The following is a 22,019-nucleotide window of genomic DNA, read 5'->3' as shown; positions in this document are numbered from 1 at the left end:
TTATTGTATCAAATGATATAATTCTCTTAGGCTGATTATAAATGCAAAGAGGGATACCATTTATATGAATATTTTATCACTAGAATCGATTTCAAAATCATACGGCATGAAAACATTACTTGATCATATCTCGCTCGGCATTAGTCAGGGCGATCGAATCGGTATTATTGGTGTAAACGGCACGGGAAAATCTACTTTCTTAAAAATAGTCGCCGGGCTTGTGCCGCCAGATAGCGGGACGATTACCGTAGGCAACCATGTGAGAATTGAGTATTTGGCGCAAAACCCGCTTTTTGACGAAGAGGGTACGGTACTTGACCAAATTTTTGCCGGAACATCCCCTGTGATTCAATTGATGAAAGAGTATGAAAACACGCTCGAACGGCTGCAGGTACAGCCAAACAATGATGCCTTGCAAAAACGCCTTGCCGCGCTTACCCAGCAAATGGACACGACGGATGCCTGGGATGTGGAGACGAACGCGAAAGCCGTTCTCACCCGGCTGGGCATTACCAATTTCTCAACCCCTGTCCGTCAACTTTCCGGGGGGCAGCGCAAGCGGGTTGCTATGGCCCGGGCTTTAATTAATCCGGCAGACTTGCTCATTCTTGACGAACCGACCAACCATATCGACAATGAAACGGTCGATTGGCTGGAAGGTTATTTATCCCGTTTTAAAGGGGCGCTTTTGCTGATTACCCATGACCGATATTTTTTGGATCGTGTCGTTAACCGCATCATTGAGCTTGACCGCGGCAATCTTTATGAATACGACGGCAACTACAGTTATTTCCTTGAAAAAAAGGCAATGCGTGAGGAACAGGAAGCCGCGTCGGAAGATAAACGGCAAAACCTGCTAAGGCGTGAACTGGCCTGGCTAAAGCGGGGAGCCAAAGCCCGGACAACCAAACAAAAAGCGCGCATCGACCGGGTGCATACGCTGCAGGAGAACAAACCGCATGCTGCACCGGATAATCTGGAAATCGCCTTGAAAACACAGCGGCTCGGCAAAAAAATCATCGAACTGGACCATGTTTCTATGAAAGTAGGGGACCGAACGCTCGTTGATGATCTGTCTTATATAGCGGTACCGGAAGATCGTGTTGGGATTGTGGGGCCGAATGGCAGCGGTAAATCCACCCTTTTGAAGTTGATGAAGGGCGAGTTAACACCTACAGCAGGCTCTGTCACACTTGGGTCAACGGTTCGTTTAGGCTATTACGGGCAGGAAAACACAGAGATGGATGAATCCATGCGGGTTATCGACTATATTAAAGAAGCGGGAGAAGTGATTCATCTGGCGGATGGGAAAACGATTACCGCCGGACAAATGCTCGAACGTTTTCTTTTTCCGCCCGCTATTCATTGGACGACCATTAATCGTCTATCGGGCGGTGAAAAACGCCGGCTTTATTTACTGCGTGTCCTCATGGGCGAACCGAATGTGCTCCTGCTTGACGAGCCGACGAATGATCTTGACATTCAGACGCTGTCAGTGCTGGAAGATTACCTCGAACAATTTAGCGGCGTCGTTATCGTTGTCTCCCACGACCGCTATTTTCTCGATCGTACGGTAGACCGCCTGTTTGCTTTTGAAGGCAACGGCGTGATCCTGGAGTACACCGGCAACTACAGCGAATACGTGGAAAAGAAAATGCAGCAGGAAAATGAGCACACTGCCCGGCCTTCTGGAGAAAAGAAACAAGGCACCGCGCTTGAATCAAATAAGAAGGATGACGTAAATAAGAATGAACCGAATAAGAAGGTGAAAAATAAGCTTTCCTACCACGAGCAGCGTGAATTTGACGGGATTGAGGAAAAAATTAAATCTCTGGAGGACGAAAGCGCCCGGCTTGAACAGGAAATCGCTGCGATTACATCGGATTATGTGAAACTTCAGGAGTTAACAGCGGAAAAAGAACGTATTGACGAAGAACTGGATAAAACAATGGACCGCTGGGCAGAACTGAGCCTGATGGTGGAAGATTTTAATCAGAATCAGTGAAAGAAATGGGAGCGTATCTCATCATCATCCAGTATAGACAGTCATTGAATAGATAAAAATGTAGAATTTTATAATGAAATTTTCTGATGCTTATTATTAAAAAATATCATTTAACCTGATGATGGATAAACTGGTACAATAGAAAAAAAGGAGATTACAAAAAATGGAACTTAATCAGTTAGAAGTAATTCGTAATGAGCTTCTTACTCATCCCATGTATCAAGAGATCAATAGTCCGGATCGAGTAAGGATACTAATGAAACATCATGTATTTGCGGTTTGGGACTTTATGAGTTTATTAAAAAGACTTCAGCAATCTGTAACATCCGTATCAGTACCCTGGGTCCCCTATGAAACACCTTTATATACTCGTTTTATTAATGAAATTGTTCTTGCTGAAGAATCTGATGAAGATGGTAAAGGAGGATTCGCAAGTCATTTTCAGCTTTACCTTGAAGCAATGGAGGAAGTTAGAGCGGACGTTACTCCTATTAATACATTTCTAAATGCAATACGTAACGGTATTGAATATGAAAAAGCACTAAAACAGGAGGTAGTCCCTCCTTCGGCGGCTAGATTTGTTACCTTTAATTTGAATTTAGCTCTAAATGGACAAATTCATGAAGTTGCTTCAGCTTTTTTCTATGGAAGAGAAGGGTTAATTCCTGAAATGTTTCAGCTTTTAGTGGATTCCTTAAAAAAGGAAGGTGCTTCAAATGGACGCTTAGACTACTATTTAAAGCGACACATTGAATTGGATGAAGATGAGCATGGTCCTCTTGCAAAAAAACTTCTGCAAAATTTATGTAATGATGATCCAATAAAAAATGAGGAAGCATTAAAAATCGCTCAGATTTCACTGCAAATGCGAAAGCATTTGTGGGATGGAGTTTTGGCAGAAATTGAAGAAAAAGGAATATAGTTTTACTCTAACGGAGATCGTTCTGTTCAGGAGCAGTTGTGCAGTTCCTTTGTTCAGAAGAAGTGGTGGGTGTTAATAAATTCAAAGATTTTCAACGAGAAGAACCCCTATCCCACACCAAAAGGATAATGTTCTTCCCGATACAAGTTTAGTAGAGTGATGGTTGACCAACTACCATCAATCAAAGTATTACCAATTTATTTGTGCTTTAAAATAAACAAAGTTATAATTCCCGTAGCGTTAATCGTGCACACGCGGTGAAAGTTGGCGGCTGAGTATCCAATCTTACAGGAAAAAAGTGTTCCTATTCTCGTCCTTTATTTCAGTATATAATGCAATGGCAGGGGTGGTGATAAACTTATGGACATACGGTATATATGCAGGGTGAACGAAAACGGGGAAATTCTTCTACCAAAGGAGATTCAGGAAAAACTGGGATACGGCCGGATTGGTGTGGAGCTTGTAAAAGGGCAGATGAAGCTAAAAAAATCCAACCCAGATTTTACTGTCACTTGGACTCCGTCGCGCAACAAACGTGGAGATACATAATCTTAGAAGTCAGTTACCGTTATACGATAAGTTTATAGGAATAATGGAAGAAGGAGGCGAACGAGCCTCCTTCTTTTCGCGTATGAGAAAGCAAACCATTCTCACACGCCGATTTGTTACACCACACCGGCGAGCCAGGCAATAATACGCTTATTGATTCCCTCTTCCGACTCATCCGGCAGAACGCCATCTTCGACAACCATATCGAATAACCGGTCGAACGGCTCCCGGGCATCTTCCTTTTTCAATTTTTTATCCTGCAACCTTTCCCAGCCCCCAATAATATAATCGCGGGGCTTAATATCCTTTTTCGCAAAATAATATGTCAACTGTTCGACATCGCCCAAAAAATTGTTTGTGAAACGCTCATTCAGCTTATGGCGCAGCAAGGCAATTTCCACTTCATACATCGGGGATTGGTCTGTTTTATCTTTTCCAATCCAGGGGGTTTCCAGAATAATCGGTTTATCCTTAGCTGCTTCATGGTGTACAATATAATCGATAGCCTGAAATCCAATCAAGCCCGTCCCGATAGGAGCGTGTCGGTCCTTGGCGGCTCCCCGAAAGTTTTTACTGTCATTAATATGGAGGACAGCAAGCCTGTCCAGCCCGATGACGCGGTTGAACTCTTCCATAACCCCATCGAAATTATTCACAATGTCATACCCGGCATCATGCGTATGGCACGTATCAAAACATACGGCTAATTTGTCATTGAGCTTGACCTTTTCGATAATGGCCGCCAGTTCTTCAAAACTTCGGCCGATTTCCGACCCTTTGCCTGCCATCGTTTCAAGCGCGATGTTGGCAGTTTGCCCCTCGTGAAGCACTTCGTTGAGGCCTTCGGCAATCCGGTTAATCCCGTATTCTGCATCTTTATCCGTATACGCCCCGGGATGGAGCACAATGTTTTTCACACCGATATACTCGGCCCGTTCAATTTCCTGCCGCAGGAAGGAGACGGCAAGTTCAAATGTATGGTTTTTATAAGAACCAAGGTTAATGATGTATGGGGCATGGACAACAATATCATGGATGCCGTGATCTTCCATCACCTTCAGCCCTTCTTCTACATACTGTTCTTCCATCGGCTTGCGCTTCGTGTTTTGCGGGGCACCCGTATAAATCATAAAAGAAGTAGAGCCGTAGCTGAGTGCTTCTTGAACCGCGTTTAACAATCCCTTTTTCGAAAAGGATACATGGGATCCGATTTTCATTGATTATCACTCCTCCGGTTTATTGTAGCAGAAAAGGAGAAGAAAGTGATACTTCCTGATAACGCCGACACCATAGTAGATATCCTGTAAACGTAGTTGTATACTTGCTGTTAAGGACAATGCAACAGGAGGGAAAAGGATGAGAGCGAGGGTAGCGAATCACATCTACGAATTGATTGGAAATACGCCGATTGTTAAATTACGACGGCTTACAGGTCCGGAAGATGCGGATGTATACGTAAAGCTGGAAAAGTTTAACCCGAGTGGAAGTGTCAAAGATCGCGCCGCATACAGTATGATCGTGGCCGCCGAAAAAGCAGGGCTGCTCCAGGAAGGGTCGACCATTATTGAACCAACAAGCGGCAACACCGGCATCGGGCTTGCCATGAATGCGGCGGCGAGAGGCTACCGCTGTATTCTCGTGATGCCTGACAATATGACAAAGGAGCGAATCAGCATTTTAAAAGCATATGGAGCGGAAGTCGTTCTTACGCCGGCTACAGATAAAATGCCCGGTTCCATTCAAAAGGCGCGTGAGCTTGCTGACGGTATTGCAGGCAGCTTTATTCCAATGCAGTTCGAAAATGAGGCTAATCCTGAAATTCACCGCCGCACGACTGCGATTGAAATTCTTGAACAGATGGAATACCGCCTTGATGTTTTTGTAGCGACGGCGGGCACGGGTGGCACGATTACCGGAACGGGGGAAGTGCTGAAACAGAAGCTGCCGGGGCTCCGTGTTGTTGTCGTGGAACCGAAAGGCTCACCCGTATTATCCGGGGGAGAGCCGGGGCCGCATAAGCTTGTCGGCACAAGTCCGGGCTTTATTCCTTCCATTCTAAACACGGGCGTGTATGATGAAATTATCCAATGTGAAGACGAGGACGCTTTGCGTACGATGAGGGATCTGGCCAGCAAAGAAGGCATTCTCGTAGGGCCATCCTCGGGTGGCGCTGTATTCGCGGCTCTCCGGGAGGCAAAACGGCTGGGGAAAGGCAAGCGGATTTTAGCGATCACCGCTGACTCCGGTGAACGGTATTTAAGTATGGATATCTTTGGGTAAATGATATATAATTAGATACAAATTTTATGTATGATATAAATAGAACGGAAAAGGAATGTTCGCCTTTTCTGTTTTTTTGTAGTTAATTTACGGAGAAATCGAAAAAACTATGAACATTTTGTTTTGTTTTTGCTAAATTATGAAAACATGTCTTTTCATTTTCAATAAATAGATGTAGGATAGATAACAAAGTTTTTGTTTTCCAACACTAAAGGAGTGAGAGATTGATGTTGCAACAGGAGAAGCGTGCTTATAATTTTAACGCCGGTCCCTCTGCTCTGCCGCTTGCTGCACTGGAACAGGCGCAGAAGGAGTTCGTGAACTTTCAGGGAACGGGAATGTCCGTAATGGAACTGAGCCACCGCAGTGCTGTGTACGAAAATGTGCACAATGAAGCCATTGCGCTGTTAAAAGAATTAATGAACATTCCGCAAGAGTACCATGTCGTATTTCTCCAGGGTGGTGCAAGCACACAGTTTGCCGCAGTACCGATGAACTTTCTTGCACAGGGTAAAAAAGCCGGCTATGTGTTGACAGGTTCCTGGTCGGAAAAAGCGCAGAAAGAAGCGAAATTAATTGGGGAGACGTATGTTTCAGCGACTGCAAAAGAAACGAATTATAACCGCATTCCATCATTTGATGAACTTACCATGGAACCGAATTCCGCTTATTTGCATATCACCTCCAACAATACGATTTTCGGCACACAGTGGCACGATTTTCCCGACACCGGGGATGTTCCTCTGATCGCCGACATGTCGAGCGATATTTTATCGCATGCGTTTGATGTAAGCAAATTTGCCCTGATTTATGCAGGAGCACAGAAAAATCTGGGCCCATCCGGTGTAACGGTTGCTATTATTCGTCCCGACATGCTGGAACGCGCTGTGAACGCGGAGCGGATCCCGACCATGCTTCGTTATGATACGCATGTGAAAAACAACTCCCTGTACAACACGCCGCCAACGTTCGGGATCTATATGCTCGGCCTTGTGCTTAAATGGGCGAAGCAGCAGGGCGGATTGGCTGCAGTGGAAGAAAACAACCGGAAAAAGGCCGCGCTTATCTATGATGTCATTGATGCAAGCAACGGATACTACAAAGGACATGCCCAACCGGACAGCCGTTCTTTGATGAATATTACGTTTACTCTTTCTTCTCCGGAACTGGAGAAAAAATTCCTGGCGGAAGCAAAGAATGCGGGTTTTGTCGGATTAAACGGCCATCGCTCGGTTGGCGGCTGCCGCGCATCTGCTTACAATGCCGTACCATATGAGAGCTGCCTGGCACTCAGCCAATTTATGAAAGATTTTCAGAAAAATAACGGATAACAGAATGTGATGGAGATTCGATATTCTTAGGACGTGAAAAACACATTAACGTGTTTCACGTCCTCTTTTACATTTGTAGCAGCCTCGTTTAAGGGGGAATCCACGAAATAAATTTCATTAGTAATATTTACATATAAAAAATGTTTGTATATAGTAGTAACGGATTGGAACGTACGGTTTAAATGTCTTTTGCTTACATATCCTAGAAAAGTGTTGCAAATGACGGTCCGTATTGGTACGAAACTGAATTGGGTAATCATGAAGAAAAAGGAGTGTTACATAATGAAAGTCGGATTAGTCGGTCTTGGAAAAATGGGCTTCAATTTGTGCTTAAATATGCTTGATAAAAAGCACGAAGTTGTGGCCTATGACCGCGATAGCGAATTGGTTAAAAAAATTACCGGAGAAGGTGCAACAGGCGTAGATTCCCTGGCACAGCTGGTGGAGAAACTTGAAAAGCCCCGCGTCATTATTCTGCTTGTTCCGGCTGGAAAAATTGTCGGCGGTGTGATGAACGAACTTTCCGGGCTTGTTGAAAAGGGAGATATTTTGATCGATGCCGGCAATTCTAATTATAAAGATACGCTGCGCCGCTATGAGCAGCTTAAGGAACGGGAAATTTATCTTGTTGACTGTGGGACAAGCGGCGGAACAGAAGGTGCACGTCACGGCGTATGTACGATGATCGGCGGCGACCAGGAAGCGGTTGACCATATTGCGCCGCTTTTTGAACAAATTTCGGTAGAGAAAGGCTTTATGAAAACCGGAAAAGCCGGAAGCGGCCATTTTCTCAAAATGGTGCATAACGGAATTGAGTACGGGATGATGCAGGCGATTGGTGAAGGGTTTGAGGTCCTGGACAAGAGCCCGTTTGATTATGATTATGAAGCAGTCGCCCGTGTGTGGAACAACGGGTCTGTCATTCGCAGCTGGCTGATGGAGCTTATGGAGAATGCCTTCTCCAAACAGCCGAAGCTGGAAGACATTCGAGGCGTGATGCATTCCTCCGGGGAAGGGGTTTGGACGATTGAAGCGGCGCTTGAGTACCAGGCAAGCGCACCGGTTATTGCGATGTCTCAATTTATGCGTTTCCGTTCGCTTGAAGATGATACATTCCATGGAAAAGTAGTTGCCGCACTGCGCAACGAATTCGGTGGTCATGCAGTCGTGAAGAAATAAATCCGTTTTTTCTGCACCGAGTGTAAAACCCAACAATTTGCCACAAGTGAGGGCAAACCGTTGGGTTTTTATTGTGTCAATCTTTATGCCGCCTGCTAAGGAATATGCGTGTACCCTGTAGGTTCATGCCGCATCCGGCATTACGATTCTTTGAAAGTTATGATAGGATAAAGAAAAACGTGTGCTGCATGCCAAATCAAAATGTACGGCTACAGCTTAGAGATAGGAGAGGGAATTACTATGCCATCTTATACGCAGCATCCTGACGGTGTTTTTCCTTCCGTTTGTCCGCTCGACTGCCCGGATCAGTGCGGCCTGCTTGTCCATAAAGAAAACGGAAAAATCGTAAAGATTGAAGGCGACCCGCACCATCCGGTTACACAGGGGGCGATCTGCAATAAAGTGCGCAACATGACAGCACGGATTTATGATACGAAGCGGCTCAAGTACCCGATGAAGCGGGTGGGGCCCAAAGGTGAAGGAACGTTTGCGCGAATTAGCTGGGAGGAGGCCATCCACACGATTACGGATCGCTGGAAAGAAATGATTCGTACGCATGGGCCGGAAAGCATTCTTCCCTACAGTTTCTATGGAAACATGGGCAATGTTGGGACGGAAGGGATGGATCGCCGTTTTTTCAACCGCCTCGGTGCCAGCCGGCTTGACCGGACGATTTGCCAGTCTGCCGGAACGGAAGGATATGCGTACACGATGGGGGGCAGTTTTGGCACAGACCCTGAGGATACGATTCATACCAAGCTGTTTATTATATGGGGTTGCAATACGGTAAGCACAAACATGCATCAGGTAGCCATCGCTGAGAAAGCCCGTAAAAACGGGGCTCAGGTGGTCGTTATCGATGTGCACAAAAATCAGACGGGGCGATGGGCGGACTGGTTTATTCCGGTTTTTCCCGGAACTGATGCGGCTCTTGCGCTTGGACTCATGCACATTCTCTTTGCGGAAAATCTCGTGGATGAGAATTTTTTGCAAAACTATACGATCGGACATGAGGAACTGCGCCAGCATGTCATTCAATATGACCCGGTAACCGTATCTTCGATTACGGGTGTGCCGGTGGGGGATATTTATAAACTGGCCAGGCTGTATGGCACGATATCACCATCGCTCATCCGGATTGGCAACGGACTGCAGCACCATGATAACGGAGGAATGTGTATCCGTACCCTGGCCTGTTTGCCGGCGCTTACCGGCCAGTGGCTTGTCAAAGGTGGCGGTGCGATTAAGGGAAATAGCGGATATCTGGCTTATAACGCAACCGCACTGCAACGGCCTGATCTGCTTGAAAATAAGAAAACACGCCTGATTAATATGAACCAGCTGGGCGATGCACTGCTCGGCCTTGAATCCCCGGTTTACTCCCTGTATGTCTACAACAGCAACCCCGCCGTTGTGGCACCGGACGGCAACCGGGTAAGGCAAGGCCTCCAACGTGAAGATTTATTTACGGTTGTCCACGATCTGTTTATCACCGAAACGGCGAGGTATGCGGATCTTATTCTGCCGGCAACGTCTTCGTTTGAAAACACGGACTTTTATACGTCGTACTGGCATCACTATATACAGATTCAGCGGCCGGTAATTGAACCGTATGAAGAAAGTAAATCCAATGTCGATGTCTTTCGTCTGCTGGCAGACGCAATGGGTTTTGAGGAGCAGGCGTTTCGGGATACGGAAGAAGAAATGATTCGCCAGGCGCTCGATAACCCGCGCAATCCTTACCTTGAGGGGATCACGTATGAAGCACTCATTGAGCAGCAATATGTAAAAGCGAAAGTCAAACCGCTTTTCCCGGGACGTTTGTCTACCCCAAGCGGAAAAATCGAGCTTTATTCAAAATCAATGGAACGAAAAGGGTTCCCGCCACTGCCAACATACACGCCGTTGCAGGAAGACGGAGATTACCCGCTTCAGTTTGTTTGCGGGCCAAACCATAACTTCTTAAACTCCACATTTTCGAACAATAACAGGCATGTTCACCTGGAAAAGGTGCCCCGCCTGTATATCCATACCACTGATGCGGAAGCGCGTGGAATTAAGGACGGGGACACCGTGCGAATCTGGAACAGCAGGGGAGAATGTGAGCTTACCGCATCTGTAGGGGAGCAGGTGCTGCCGGGAGTGGTGGTAAGCCAGGGATTATGGGCGGATATGCCCGGAACGAAGCAGCTCGTAAATTCTCTTACACCCAGTCGTTTGGCTGACATGGGCGGAGGGGCTACCTTCTTTTCAGGCCGGGTAAACGTGGCGGGAAAATGATAAAAAAGGGAGGCGGGAAAAAGCTCGCAGATGCATCATATGCAAACTTTTTCATCGCGCTCCCCGCGTTACTGCTTGGCGCTGTCCAAGCAATGTTTAAATCTTCACAGAATGAACTTCTCAATCACATGCCGGACGCCTTCTTCATTGTTTGATAACGAGACATAAGCCGCTATTTCCTTTAGCTCATCGACAGCATTGCCCATGGCGACACCAAAACCCGCTGAAGTAACCAGTTCAAGATCATTATAGCTGTCACCGATTCCGATAATTTCGGAGCGGTCAATGCCTAGCCGGTTTGCCAGATACAGGAGGGCAGCGCCTTTCGTCGCTTCCGGGTGCAGAATTTCAAGAAAATAATTTTTAGACTTTGTCACATGTGCCCGTTGGCCGAACGCCGGTTTCAGTTCCTCTTGCAGATCGTCCAGATATTCCGGGTCATCAAAGAATAACGCTTTGGTAAACCCGTTATCCGCTAACTCAGCGAGGTCAGGTTTTACCGTATAGGGGACTTTGCTAATGTTTACATACTCACGGATTCGATCGTTATCGGATGCCGTGTATAAAATATCATTCTGGTATACCTGCAGGTGCAGATTTTTTTCCTGCGCGATTTCGACTAAACGGTGTGCAATATCCGGCGGAACAAGTCGCTCGTAGATCACCTCTTTTTCCGCGATATCTTTAATGAGCGCACCCTGATAGGTAATAAGCGGGACGTTTAGGCCGAGCTGCTCGGCAAGCGGTTTAGCTGCCGGAAACATGCGGCCGGTTGCGATCGTGACGACCACACCCTGTGTGACCGCTTTACGAATCGCTTCTACAGTGCCCGGCGTAACCGTTAAATCATCGGTCAATAACGTATCATCGAGGTCAATTGCAATCATTTTATACATGGATAAGCTCCTTTTCTATGTACTAACCTGTGTTCTTTTACCATTATACTTTTATGATAACACATTTCTTTTCCAGACAGGTTCTATGCTGTCAGGGCTTGCCCCATCACTTTCCATCTTGAGGCGCTGGTCCGAAGCGACAGGAGCGTTCATCATTAACCAAAGGCGGTGACAAAGAATGGCCGTTAAAACATTTATGGATCATGTGCGGCGGACAGTGAGGGTAGACTTTCCTCCGAAGCGCATCATATCCTTATGCCCGTCCATAACAGAAACGTTATATGCGCTGAATCTGGCGGATGAAATAGCCGGACGGACCCGTTATTGTATTCATCCGGCCGAAGAAGTCTCCGGCGCGGACGTTGTAGGCGGAACCAAGCAGGTGGATGAAGAAGTGATCGCCCGCCTCGATCCCGATCTTATTATTGTCGAAAAAGAAGAGAATCCGAAAGAAATGGTAGAGCGGCTGGCTGAACGCTTTCCCGTATACGTTACGGACGTAGAAAGCTACGCGGACGCGCTGCGCATGATAGAAGACGTGGGCCGGATCACGAACCGAAGCGAAGTCGCGCATGCGCTCGTACAAGAAATTGAGCGTCGTTTCCAGGGAGTAAAAAGTCTGTCGGGTACGAGAGCCGCCTACGTGATCTGGCGCAAACCGTATATGGCGGCGGGAAACAGCACATTTATCAGCTCTATCCTCGAACGCTGCGGTTTCATCAATGTCTTTTCCGACTGTCCGGACCGCTATCCGGCTGTGGCTGAAGATGATTTTGTGAAAGCAGCCCCGGACGTTGTTTTTCTATCGTCTGAACCGTTTCCGTTTGCGGAAAAGCACAGGCAGGAATTCGCGGAGTTCCTGCCGTCAAGCCGCATCCTTCTCGTGGATGGAGAAATGTTTACCTGGTACGGGTCACACATGGTTCAGGCGACAGACTATATAAATCAGCTACTAGATCAGATAAGGAGATTGTAAACAGCCTATGAAATCGCTCGTACTGGCAGAAAAGCCTAGTGTCGCGCGTGAAATCGCGCGCGTACTCGGCTGTAATCAAAAGCATAAAACGTATATAGAAGGACCGAAATACGTGGTGACCTGGGCGCTGGGGCACCTTGTTACCCTGGCAGAACCTGAGGATTATGACCCGAAATATAAAACGTGGAATCTGGAGGATCTGCCGATTCTTCCGGAACATATGAAACTCAAAGTAATGAAAGAAACGAACCACCAGTTTCGCGCCATCTCCCAGTTGGTCAAACGGCCTGACCTGGGTGAATGGATTATCGCCACCGATGCAGGGCGGGAAGGCGAACTTGTCGCCCGCTGGATTATGGAAATGGTGAATTGGAAAAAGCCGTTTAAGCGGCTATGGATTTCCTCGCAGACGGATAAAGCGATTAAAGACGGGTTTGCCAGCCTCAAACCCGGAAAAAATTATGATCCTTTGTATGACTCAGCGGTATGCCGGGCGGAAGCGGACTGGCTGATCGGCCTGAATGTGACACGGGCCCTCACAAGCAAATACAATGCTCAACTGGCTGCCGGGCGCGTCCAAACACCGACGCTAGCCATGATTATTCAGCGTGAAAATGAAATAAAAAGTTTCAATCCGGTGCCATACTGGACGATTCAAGCCGACTTCGGTTCTTTTACAGGAGTATGGCGGGATGCAAAAAAACAGGATAGCCGTTTGTTTGAAGAAGAAAAGGCAAAAATCCTGCATAAAAAACTGCAGGCGGCAGCAGGGCGGATTGCTGGGGTGAAAACGAAAGAAAAAAGCGAATCCCACCCGCTCGCGTATGATTTGACCGAATTGCAGCGCGATGCGAACCAGCGGTACGGATTTTCCGCCAAGCAGACGTTGAATGTCCTCCAGCGCCTGTATGAACAGCATAAGCTGGTCACGTATCCGCGAACAGATTCACGCTATTTAACGACGGACATGGTTCCTACGTTGAAAAACCGCCTGGAAAACATGGCTGTAGGTCCCTACGCTCCCCTGATCCGTCCGCTGCTTAAAAACACGCTCCCCGTGTCCGGCCGCATTGTCAATGACAGCAAAGTTACCGACCATCACGCCATTATTCCGACGGAAGAAAGGCTTGCCCTTGGCACGCTGTCTAATGACGAGAAGAAACTGTATGACCTGATTGCCCGCAGGTTTATTTCTCTGTTTTATCCGGCTTACCGGTATGACAGCCTGACAGTCACGGCTGAAGCGGCGGGGGAGACGTTCCATGCGGCAGGCAAAGTAATAAAAGATAACGGATGGAAGGCCGTATACGGGAAGGAAACGGTCGCGCATAACGAGGAAGAGAATGACGGGGAAGCCGAGCAGGAACTCCCTGCCGTAAAGGCCGGCGATACGGTTACGGTCAAACGCTGCCAGTTGAACGGCCTGCTAACAAAACCTCCGCTCCGCCATACGGAAGCGAGCCTGTTGACGCTAATGGAAAAAAATAACCTAGGCACGCCGGCTACGCGCGCCGATATTATTGAAAAGCTTTTGCAGACGGATACGATTGAACGGCAGGGAAACCGCCTATTTCCGACGAAAAAAGGGCTTCAATTAATGGACCTCGTCGCGGGAGAACTGCGTTCGCCCGAGCTGACGGCACGCTGGGAAAAAGAACTTGAGGCAATCGCCCGCGGGAATGGGAACAGTAAGCAGTTCCTGGCAGGCATCCGCCACCAAACGAAAGAGATGATCAAAGATATCAAGGCGAGCGCTTCCGCCTACAAACCGCACAATCTCACCGGCTCACGCTGCCCGGAATGCGGACAATATCTTCAGGAGATTAAGGGGAAGAGAGGCAAGATACTGGTTTGCCAGGATCGATCCTGCGGATACCGGAGGAACGCTGAGAATCAACTGTCAAACAAGCGATGTCCGCAGTGTAAAAAGAAAATGGAAATCCGCACAGGAAAAGCGGGCAAGTATTTTCAGTGTAAAGCGTGCAATGTGATTGAAATGCTTGAGGATAAAGGCGGCGGTAAGAAAATGAACAAACGGCAGGAGCGTATGCTTGTCCAAAAATACAGCAGTGAGGATAGCCTGACGTCTAACTTGGGAGACATGCTGAAAGCCGCTTTGGAAAAACAAAAGGAAGAGCAGTAAAACTAAAGGGGTGGAGAAAAGGGGGAGAAACAAAAACCATGACATTGCGTTTTGTAATAGGCCGTGCAGGTGCAGGCAAGAGCCGGTTCTGTTTGGATGAAATACGTGGGATGCTACGGGACGAACCAATAGGAAAACCGTTGATTTACTTAGTCCCGCAGCAAATGAGCTTTCAAGCGGAAAGCGAACTGGCGATGACCCCGGGGCTGCATGGCATGATGCGTGCGCAGGTTCTTAGTTTTCGCCGCCTGGCCTGGAAGGTGCTCCAGGAAGTCGGCGGTTTATCGCGCATACATATCGATAGTACCGGCATTAAAATGGTGCTGCGCAAAATCATTGAAAAACGAAAAAACGATTTCCTCGTGTTTGGCCGCGCCGCCACGCAGGCAGGGTTTATCGACCAACTGGAGGACATGTACGGTGAATTCAAGCGATATTGTATAAGCCCGGAAGATTTGCTGGAAGAACACGAGCGGTTGGTAAAGCAAGCCGGCAATGGAAACGGCGCGGGTTTTCTCGCGGATAAGCTGTATGATATGCACCTTGTCTATGAAGAACTGGAAAATTACCTTGCCAACCGCTACCTGGATGCCGAACACTACCTGCCCCTGCTGGCAGAGCGAATCTCTCAATCGGATTATGTGCGCAACGCAACGGTATGGATCGATGGGTTTGATGGGTTCACCCCGCAGGAATCCGCCGTCGTTCTGGCAATGCTAAATCATTCCAACAGGGTGACGATAACACTTACCCTTGATAAACCGTATGAAGAAGCACGCCCTGACGCGCTCGATTTATTTTATTCCACCGCTGTAACATATCAACGGCTGAGCGAAATGGCGCGCAAGCATGGGATTGTCGTGGAGGAGCCGGTTTGTCTGCCGGCATCACCGCTGCATTCACGCGAGTATCCGCCCCTCCGCTTTGCGGATAATCCGGCACTTGAATACCTTGAAGCCAATTATTCGGTTCGTCCTGCAGTTCCTTACCCGGGAAAGCCCGACGGATTACAAGTAAGTTCTGCCGCTAACCGACGTGCCGAGGTGGAAGGAGCTGCCCAGCAAATACTTGGCCTCGTACGTGACCGGGGGATGCGGTTTCGCGATATTACGGTATTGACGCGCAGTATAGAGGATTATGCAGACATACTGGAAACGGTTTTTGCGGATTATCAAATTCCGCTCTTTCTCGATTACAAGCGTTCGATGCTCCATCACCCGCTAACCGAACTGATTCGTTCTGCTCTGGAGGTTATCCGGTTTGGCTGGCGCTATGATGCGGTGTTCCGCTGTATCAAAACCGACCTGCTGCTTTCACCACATTCAGGGGAGTCGATTCAACAGCTGCGGGAAGACGCGGATCAATTGGAAAATTACGTTCTGGCTTATGGCATAGAAGGCTTTCGCTGGACGGACAAACAACCGTGGCGCTATAAAACATACCGCGGGTTGGACGAGGAGGCGCAAAGCGCGCTCCGCCCGCCAACCGAGCATGAAATAAAGATGGAAGCGAAAATGAACGGACTGCGTGATCGCATTGTGGCACCATTGCGCAGCCTGCAGGAGCAGCTGCAAAAAGCAAAATCCTGCCGTAAGATGTGTGAGGCAATATACCGATTTTTGATCACTCTGGATGTTCCACGGCAGCTTGAAGCGTGGAGTGAAGAGGCTTTATCCGGCGAGAAGCTGGAGCGGGCGCGTGAGCACGGGCAGGTCTGGCGGGAAATCATCGGGATGCTTGATCAGTTGGTAGAAATGATGGGTGATGAAAAAGTAGCGCTCGACGATTTTGCCCGCATGATCGAGACGGGGATGGAAAGCCTGCGGTTTAGCCTGGTGCCGCCTTCACTTGACCAGGTGCTGGCAGGAAGCTTTGACCGGACGCGCGCAGGCAACATGCCCTGTATTTTTATCCTTGGTGCGAACGACGGGGTAATGCCCGCACGCCCAAAAGAAGACGGAGTTCTGGCGGAAAGCGAGCGGAGTTTTCTCATCGACAGCGGGATGAAATTAGCGCCGGGCAGTCGACATCGGCTCCTTGAAGAAGAATTTATGATCTACAGGGCGGTTACCGCGCCGTCCCGGCAGCTGTGGGTGAGCTATCCTCTTGCGGACGAAGAGGGAAAAGCGCTCCAACCGGCCAGCCTTGTCAAGCAGATAAAAGGAATGTTTCCCCATCTGCAAGAATCATTTATCGCGATGGAACCGGGAGAATCGGCAGACGGGGAACCGCTGCGTTTTGTGTCAAATCCGGCGCGCACGCTCTCTTATTTGACAGTCCAGCTCCAGCAGTGGAGCCGAGGCTATCCGTTAGACGCTCACTGGTGGGATGTGTATAACTGGTTAATCGGCCGTGCGCATCATCAAACACGCCGCGTACTTGAAAGTCTGTTTTACCACAACCAGGAGAAAAATTTACAAGTACCTACGAGCCGCAAGTTATATGGAGAAAAATTACGAGCCAGCGTTTCACGCATGGAAGCATTTAAAGCGTGTCCGTTCTCGCAGTTTGTCTCACACGGCCTCCGGCTGAAGGACAGGGAATTGTACCGGCTGGAAGCGCCGGATATCGGGCAGCTTTTCCATGCTGCACTGCGGATGATCGGGGAGCAGCTCCGCTCCGAAAATGTAAGCTGGGGCGAACTTACGCCGGATGAAATCGAAAAATTATCCGGTGAAAAAGTGGATGAGCTAACCCCGCTACTGCAGCGTGAAGTTTTGTTAAGTTCAAACCGAAATCTTTATTTAGCCCACAAGCTGAAAAACGTTGTCGGGCGCGCGGCAGGCGTACTTGGTGAACACGCGCGGCGCAGCAAGTTTGAGCCGCTCGCGTTGGAACTTGCTTTTGGCATGGATGGAACGGTTCCGCCGCTTGAGATCCCCCTTCCGAACGGACTAAAAATGGAGATTGTCGGCCGCATTGACCGGGTGGACGGTGCTGTAGGGTCAAACGGCCTCCTGCTGCGCATTATTGATTACAAATCGAGCCAAACGGCCCTCCACCTGCCAGATGTTTATTTCGGATTGTCGCTGCAAGTTCTCACGTACCTGGATGTATTGATAACCCATGCGGAAATCCTGTTCGGACAAAAGGCGCTGCCGGCAGGCGTGCTGTATTTCCATGTTCACAATCCTCTTCTGCAAACGCTGCACCCGCTTTCACCGGAAGACGTTAGGCGCGAAGTGGCCAGACGGTTCAAGATGAAGGGGCTGCTGCTAGCGGATACGGAAGTCGTACAACTTATGGATACGACGCTTGAGGGCGGATACTCGGATATTTTGCCGGTTGCCCTCAAGAAGGACGGCGGATTTTACAGCAGTTCATCCGTCGCCACACTTGAACAGTTTGATTTATTGCGCCGTTATACACGGCAGATGATTCAAACAATCGGATCGGAGATCATGGACGGTGTCGTTGCGATCCACCCATATCGCAAGAAAAAACAAACCGCATGCACGTTTTGTGCATATAAGCCTGTTTGCCAGTTTGACCAGCAGTTTACGGACAACGGGTTTAACGTATTGCGGGCCGAACAAGCAAACAAGCTCTGGCTGCAATTCAGTGAGGTGGCAGGAAAGGAGAGATCCGATGATCAAGCCGGAAAATAGCACATGGACGGACGAACAGTGGGAGGCGATTGCTTCCCGGGATACAAACACACTGGTGGCCGCCGCGGCCGGATCTGGTAAAACAGCGGTGTTAGTCGAACGAATCATTAGGCGCATCTTGGAAGAAGAACGTCCGGTTGATGTGGACCGCCTGCTTGTCGTTACGTTTACGAAAGCGGCTGCTTCGGAAATGCGGCAACGCATCGGCGCGGCACTTGATAAAGCACTTGCCGCCAATCCCGCCTCCCTGCATTTGCGCCGCCAGTTAACGCTGTTAAACCGTTCTTCGATTATGACCCTCCATTCATTCTGCATGGAGGTTTTGAAGAAATACTATTATTTCCTTGACCTTGATCCCGGCTTTCGGATTGCGGATGATACGGAAGCGTTTTTGATGCGCCAGGACACATTGGAACAGTTGTTTGAAGAGGAATATGGAAACGCGGATCCGGTTTTTTTTCAACTTGTGGATGCCTATGCCGGCGACCGGAACGATGCTGCGCTGCAGCGGCTCGTCCAGAAGTTGTATGATTTCTCGCGCAGTCACCCGTGGCCGGATGCGTGGTTGGATGACATGGCGGATATGTTTACCGTTTCGGATCTTCCAACATTTTTCCAACGGCCGTGGTTTCATGCGCTTCATGCCGACGTTCTTATGGAACTGCGCGGTTCAGCCGCGCTTTTGCAGCTGGCGGCGGACATCAGCGAATCGGAAGGGGGGCCTCTGCCGTACGTTGAGACGATCCGGAAAGACCAAATGATGCTCCATAAGCTGTGCCTCGCTGCGGACCATTCATGGCAAGCGTTATTTGATGCCTTTTCCGGCATCCATTTTGACAAGCTAAAACCGTGCCGTGGGGACGGCTACGACAAGAGTTTGCAGGACAAGGTAAAAGACATTCGCGAGCAGGTAAAGAAGCGCGTTCAGTCCTTACAGGCCGAACTTTTCCGGATATCACCCGAGGAGTATTTGGAAAACGTCAGGCAAAATGCGCCGCTCGTCAGAAAGCTTGTGGAACTTGTCAAATCGTTTGAAGAGCGTTACCGGATGGCCAAGCGGGAAAAAGGCCTTGTCGATTTTGCGGACCTGGAACACTTCTGTTTGCAAATCCTGCGGCACCCGTCTTCCACGCCGGAAAAACTTGAACCTTCCGTCGCTGCACTTGACTACCGGGTGCAGTTCTCTGAAATCCTGGTCGACGAATATCAGGACACGAACCTGGTGCAGGAAGCCATTGTACGCCTTGTCAGCCGGGATGATGAGTCGGGAGGAAATTTATTCATGGTGGGCGATGTAAAGCAGAGTATCTATCGCTTCCGGTTAGCTGAGCCCGGCCTGTTCCTCGCGAAATACAAGACTTTTATGAGAGATGGAAGCGGTCCGGGTAAGCGGATTGACCTGGCGAAAAATTTTCGCAGCCGCAGGGAAGTAGTGGACGGCACGAATTTTATTTTCCGTCAAATCATGAACGAAACTGTAAGTGAGATTGCTTATGATGAAGCAGCCGAACTCGTGCTTGGGGCAGCGGACTACCCGGAAACGGCGGAAGTCGATCATGCTGTCGAATTGCTGCTCATTGATCGGAACGTTGAAAAGGACGATGAAACCCATTCTGAGTCCGGAGCGGATGCGGAGGCCGATGAAACCGCGGCTGCCGGTGAAGGAACGGAAACATCGCCCGACCCGTCCGAATGGGAGATAGCGCAATTAGAGGCGCGGCTGATTGCCCGGAAAATTAAGGAGATAATTGGCGGGGCAAACGGCAAGAAACACCTTGTGTATGATAAACAAACAAAATCGATGCGGCCCGTCATGTACCGTGATATTGTGATACTACTGCGGGCAAGCAGTGAATGGGCCCCGACGATGGCGGAAGAGTTCAGGCTGGAGGGGATACCTGCTTATGCGGAGATATCTACAGGGTATTTTTCTGCGACGGAAGTTGAAGTGATGACATCTCTGCTTCGTGTCATCGACAACCCGTTCCAGGATATCCCGCTTGCGGGTGTTCTCCGGTCCCCGATTGTCCAGTTAACGGCAGAGGATTTAGCTCAAATTCGCCTTGCTTCAAACAATGGAAGCTTCTATGAAGCGGTGCTGGCGTATGTGCGGGAGACACACGATGCCGAAGAAAACCACCTGCAGGAGAAGCTGGAGCAGTTTATTGAGCAGCTCAACCGCTGGCGTACAGAAGCGAGACAGGGCGCGCTCTCTTCATTGATCTGGCAAATCTACGGCGAAACCGGTTATTACGATTTTGCCGGAGGGCTTCCGGGTGGAAGACAGCGGCAGGCGAACCTTCGGGCTTTGTATGACCGGGCGCTCCAATATGAATCGACTTCGTTTCGCGGCCTGTTCCGCTTCCTCCGGTTTATTGAACGGATGCGGGATCAGGGGAGCGACCTCGGTACCGCCCGTGCGCTGAGCGAGCAGGAAGACGTCGTTCGCATTATGACGATTCACAAAAGTAAGGGCCTTGAATTTCCGGTTGTATTTGTTGCCGGGTTGGCCAAGTCGTTTAATTTTATGGATGTAAACGGGTCGTTTCTGCTCCATAAAGAGCTTGGACTTGGACCGAAATATGTGGACACCAACCTCCGGATCAGCTATCCAAGCCTGCCGTTTGCTGCCATGAAGCGCCGGATGCGCATCGAACAGTTGGCCGAGGAGATGCGTATTTTGTATGTGGCCTTAACGCGGGCACGCGAAAAGCTTTACCTTGTTGGAACCGTTAAAAAATTTGATAAAATGGTGCGAAAATGGTCGGGGACGGTTTCCTGGCCGCACTGGACCCTCCCCGATTATGAACTTGTCAGGGGACGGTGCTACCTTGATTGGATTGGCCCGGCGCTTATGCGGCACAGGGAGGCTGACGATTGGCTTGCCTGCACCGGTGAAGCCGGACGCGCGGACGATTTCCTGCGTTTGGATGCGTCAGTTTTTACCTGTTCCCTGTATCGGGCGGAGGAGCTTGTCCAATCATTGGACGATGAAAAAGAAGCAAAGACCGAGATTGAACACGCGCTTGCCAACGGTTTGCCCGTTCCCTATACCGGTCCGCATCGTGAAGATGTGGAAAGCCGACTTGCCTGGCAGTATGGATATTCCAAGGCACAGGCGCACCTGGCGAAGCAGTCCGTTTCCGAACTAAAACGCCGGATGCAGGCGCTCATGATTGATGAAGCAATCCCGGTGAGCCGGACAGGCATTTTTCGCCGCGAGTCTGCCGAACGTCCCCAGTTTTTAAGCGAGAAGAAAATCAATGCAGCCGAACGCGGAACCGCGATGCATACGGTAATGCAGCACCTTCCGCAAAACCGGGCGGTAACGGGAGATGAACTTGAACAGTCTATTCGCGCGATGGTCAGTGATGAACTGTTATCCGAGGCGGAGGCCGAAGCGATCGACCGTACACAGATAGAAGAGTTTTATCGGACGTCGATTGGCGGGAAGCTGCTAGCGGCATCCAATGTAGAACGGGAAATTCCCTTTACTCTGGCGTTGCCTGCTGACGAAGCCTACCCGGATTGGACAGCAGGGTCAGAAGAGGAACGGGAAACGATCCTTTTGCAGGGTGTGATCGATTGTCTCATTGACATGGGAGATTCCTATCTATTGCTGGATTATAAAACGGACGATACCGCAGGCATAAGCGATAGCGTGCTGGCGGAGAGGTACCGAATCCAGCTGGATTGGTATGCAAAAGCGGTCGAACGCATTGCCAACAAACCCGTTCGGGAAAAAGTCCTGTATTTTTTCGATGGATCCCGAACGATCTATATCGATAACGAAAACTTAAAAGAAAACGTGGCTAGTGCCAAGACGTAGGCGCTGATGATTGTCGGGGGA

At 49.1% G+C, this 22,019-nt stretch carries 13 protein-coding genes; 11 read left to right on the top strand and 2 right to left on the bottom strand.

Annotation, left to right across the window (positions count from 1 at the left end; all coding sequences use genetic code 11):
- Positions 1 to 64: 64 nt before the first annotated feature.
- From H525_RS0101380 to H525_RS0101370, 3 genes are all read left to right on the top strand, one after another.
- Positions 65 to 2,005: an ABC-F family ATP-binding cassette domain-containing protein gene (locus H525_RS0101380; RefSeq protein ID WP_027414706.1), complete on the top strand. Its 1,941-nt coding sequence runs from the start codon at positions 65 to 67 to the stop codon at positions 2,003 to 2,005.
- A gap of 163 nt (positions 2,006 to 2,168) precedes the next feature.
- A complete protein-coding gene (locus tag H525_RS0101375) occupies positions 2,169 to 2,927 on the top strand; it encodes a DUF3050 domain-containing protein (RefSeq protein ID WP_027414705.1) in 759 nt (252 codons plus the stop codon).
- Positions 2,928 to 3,287: 360 nt separating this feature from the next.
- The gene (locus H525_RS0101370; RefSeq protein WP_027414704.1) at positions 3,288 to 3,476 is read left to right on the top strand and encodes a hypothetical protein; all 189 of its coding nucleotides are present in this window, start codon (positions 3,288 to 3,290) and stop codon (positions 3,474 to 3,476) included.
- 116 nt (positions 3,477 to 3,592) lie between these two features.
- Here the strand turns inward: H525_RS0101370 and H525_RS0101365 are convergent, their stop codons facing one another.
- Positions 3,593 to 4,693 carry a deoxyribonuclease IV gene (locus tag H525_RS0101365; protein ID WP_027414703.1) on the bottom strand — a complete coding sequence of 367 codons (1,101 nt, stop codon included), beginning with the start codon at positions 4,691 to 4,693 and terminating at the stop codon, positions 3,593 to 3,595.
- 139 nt (positions 4,694 to 4,832) lie between these two features.
- On the opposite strand from H525_RS0101365, the gene cysK reads away from it, so the two are divergent.
- The 4 genes from cysK (at position 4,833) to H525_RS0101345 (ending at position 10,546) form a co-directional block, all read left to right on the top strand.
- Positions 4,833 to 5,756 carry a cysteine synthase A gene (gene cysK, locus H525_RS0101360; protein WP_027414702.1) on the top strand — a complete coding sequence of 308 codons (924 nt, stop codon included), beginning with the start codon at positions 4,833 to 4,835 and terminating at the stop codon, positions 5,754 to 5,756.
- 227 nt (positions 5,757 to 5,983) lie between these two features.
- Positions 5,984 to 7,087 carry a 3-phosphoserine/phosphohydroxythreonine transaminase gene (gene serC / locus H525_RS0101355; protein ID WP_027414701.1) on the top strand — a complete coding sequence of 368 codons (1,104 nt, stop codon included), beginning with the start codon at positions 5,984 to 5,986 and terminating at the stop codon, positions 7,085 to 7,087.
- A gap of 282 nt (positions 7,088 to 7,369) precedes the next feature.
- Positions 7,370 to 8,266: a phosphogluconate dehydrogenase (NAD(+)-dependent, decarboxylating) gene (gnd, locus tag H525_RS0101350; protein WP_027414700.1), complete on the top strand. Its 897-nt coding sequence runs from the start codon at positions 7,370 to 7,372 to the stop codon at positions 8,264 to 8,266.
- A gap of 240 nt (positions 8,267 to 8,506) precedes the next feature.
- Positions 8,507 to 10,546: a molybdopterin-containing oxidoreductase family protein gene (locus H525_RS0101345; protein ID WP_027414699.1), complete on the top strand. Its 2,040-nt coding sequence runs from the start codon at positions 8,507 to 8,509 to the stop codon at positions 10,544 to 10,546.
- A gap of 104 nt (positions 10,547 to 10,650) precedes the next feature.
- On the opposite strand, the gene H525_RS0101340 is transcribed toward H525_RS0101345, so the two are convergent.
- Complete coding sequence (locus tag H525_RS0101340; protein WP_027414698.1) at positions 10,651 to 11,442, bottom strand: Cof-type HAD-IIB family hydrolase; 792 nt, start codon at positions 11,440 to 11,442, stop codon at positions 10,651 to 10,653.
- A gap of 178 nt (positions 11,443 to 11,620) precedes the next feature.
- Here H525_RS0101340 and H525_RS0101335 point away from each other — a divergent pair, with 178 nt between their 5' ends.
- From H525_RS0101335 to addA, 4 genes are read left to right on the top strand one after another with little or no spacing between them, the layout of a single operon-like run.
- The gene (locus H525_RS0101335) at positions 11,621 to 12,418 is read left to right on the top strand and encodes a helical backbone metal receptor (RefSeq protein WP_035099594.1); all 798 of its coding nucleotides are present in this window, start codon (positions 11,621 to 11,623) and stop codon (positions 12,416 to 12,418) included.
- A 7-nt stretch (positions 12,419 to 12,425) separates the two neighbouring features.
- Positions 12,426 to 14,561 (top strand): DNA topoisomerase III, encoded by a 2,136-nt coding sequence (locus H525_RS0101330; protein ID WP_027414696.1) that lies wholly within the window; start codon positions 12,426 to 12,428, stop codon positions 14,559 to 14,561.
- Positions 14,562 to 14,599: 38 nt separating this feature from the next.
- Positions 14,600 to 18,169, top strand: a complete 3,570-nt coding sequence (gene addB, locus H525_RS0101325; RefSeq protein ID WP_027414695.1) for a helicase-exonuclease AddAB subunit AddB — start codon at positions 14,600 to 14,602, stop codon at positions 18,167 to 18,169.
- A complete protein-coding gene (gene addA, locus H525_RS22420; protein WP_051330718.1) occupies positions 18,150 to 21,998 on the top strand; it encodes a helicase-exonuclease AddAB subunit AddA in 3,849 nt (1,282 codons plus the stop codon). The genes addB and addA overlap by 20 nt, the downstream gene beginning before the upstream one ends.
- Positions 21,999 to 22,019: the final 21 nt, after the last annotated feature.

The organism is Aneurinibacillus terranovensis DSM 18919 (genome assembly GCF_000430625.1).
Lineage (GTDB): Bacteria > Bacillota > Bacilli > Aneurinibacillales > Aneurinibacillaceae > Aneurinibacillus_B > Aneurinibacillus_B terranovensis.
Note: the sequence above shows the minus strand (reverse complement) of the source record. Positions and strands in the feature narration are given on the sequence as shown.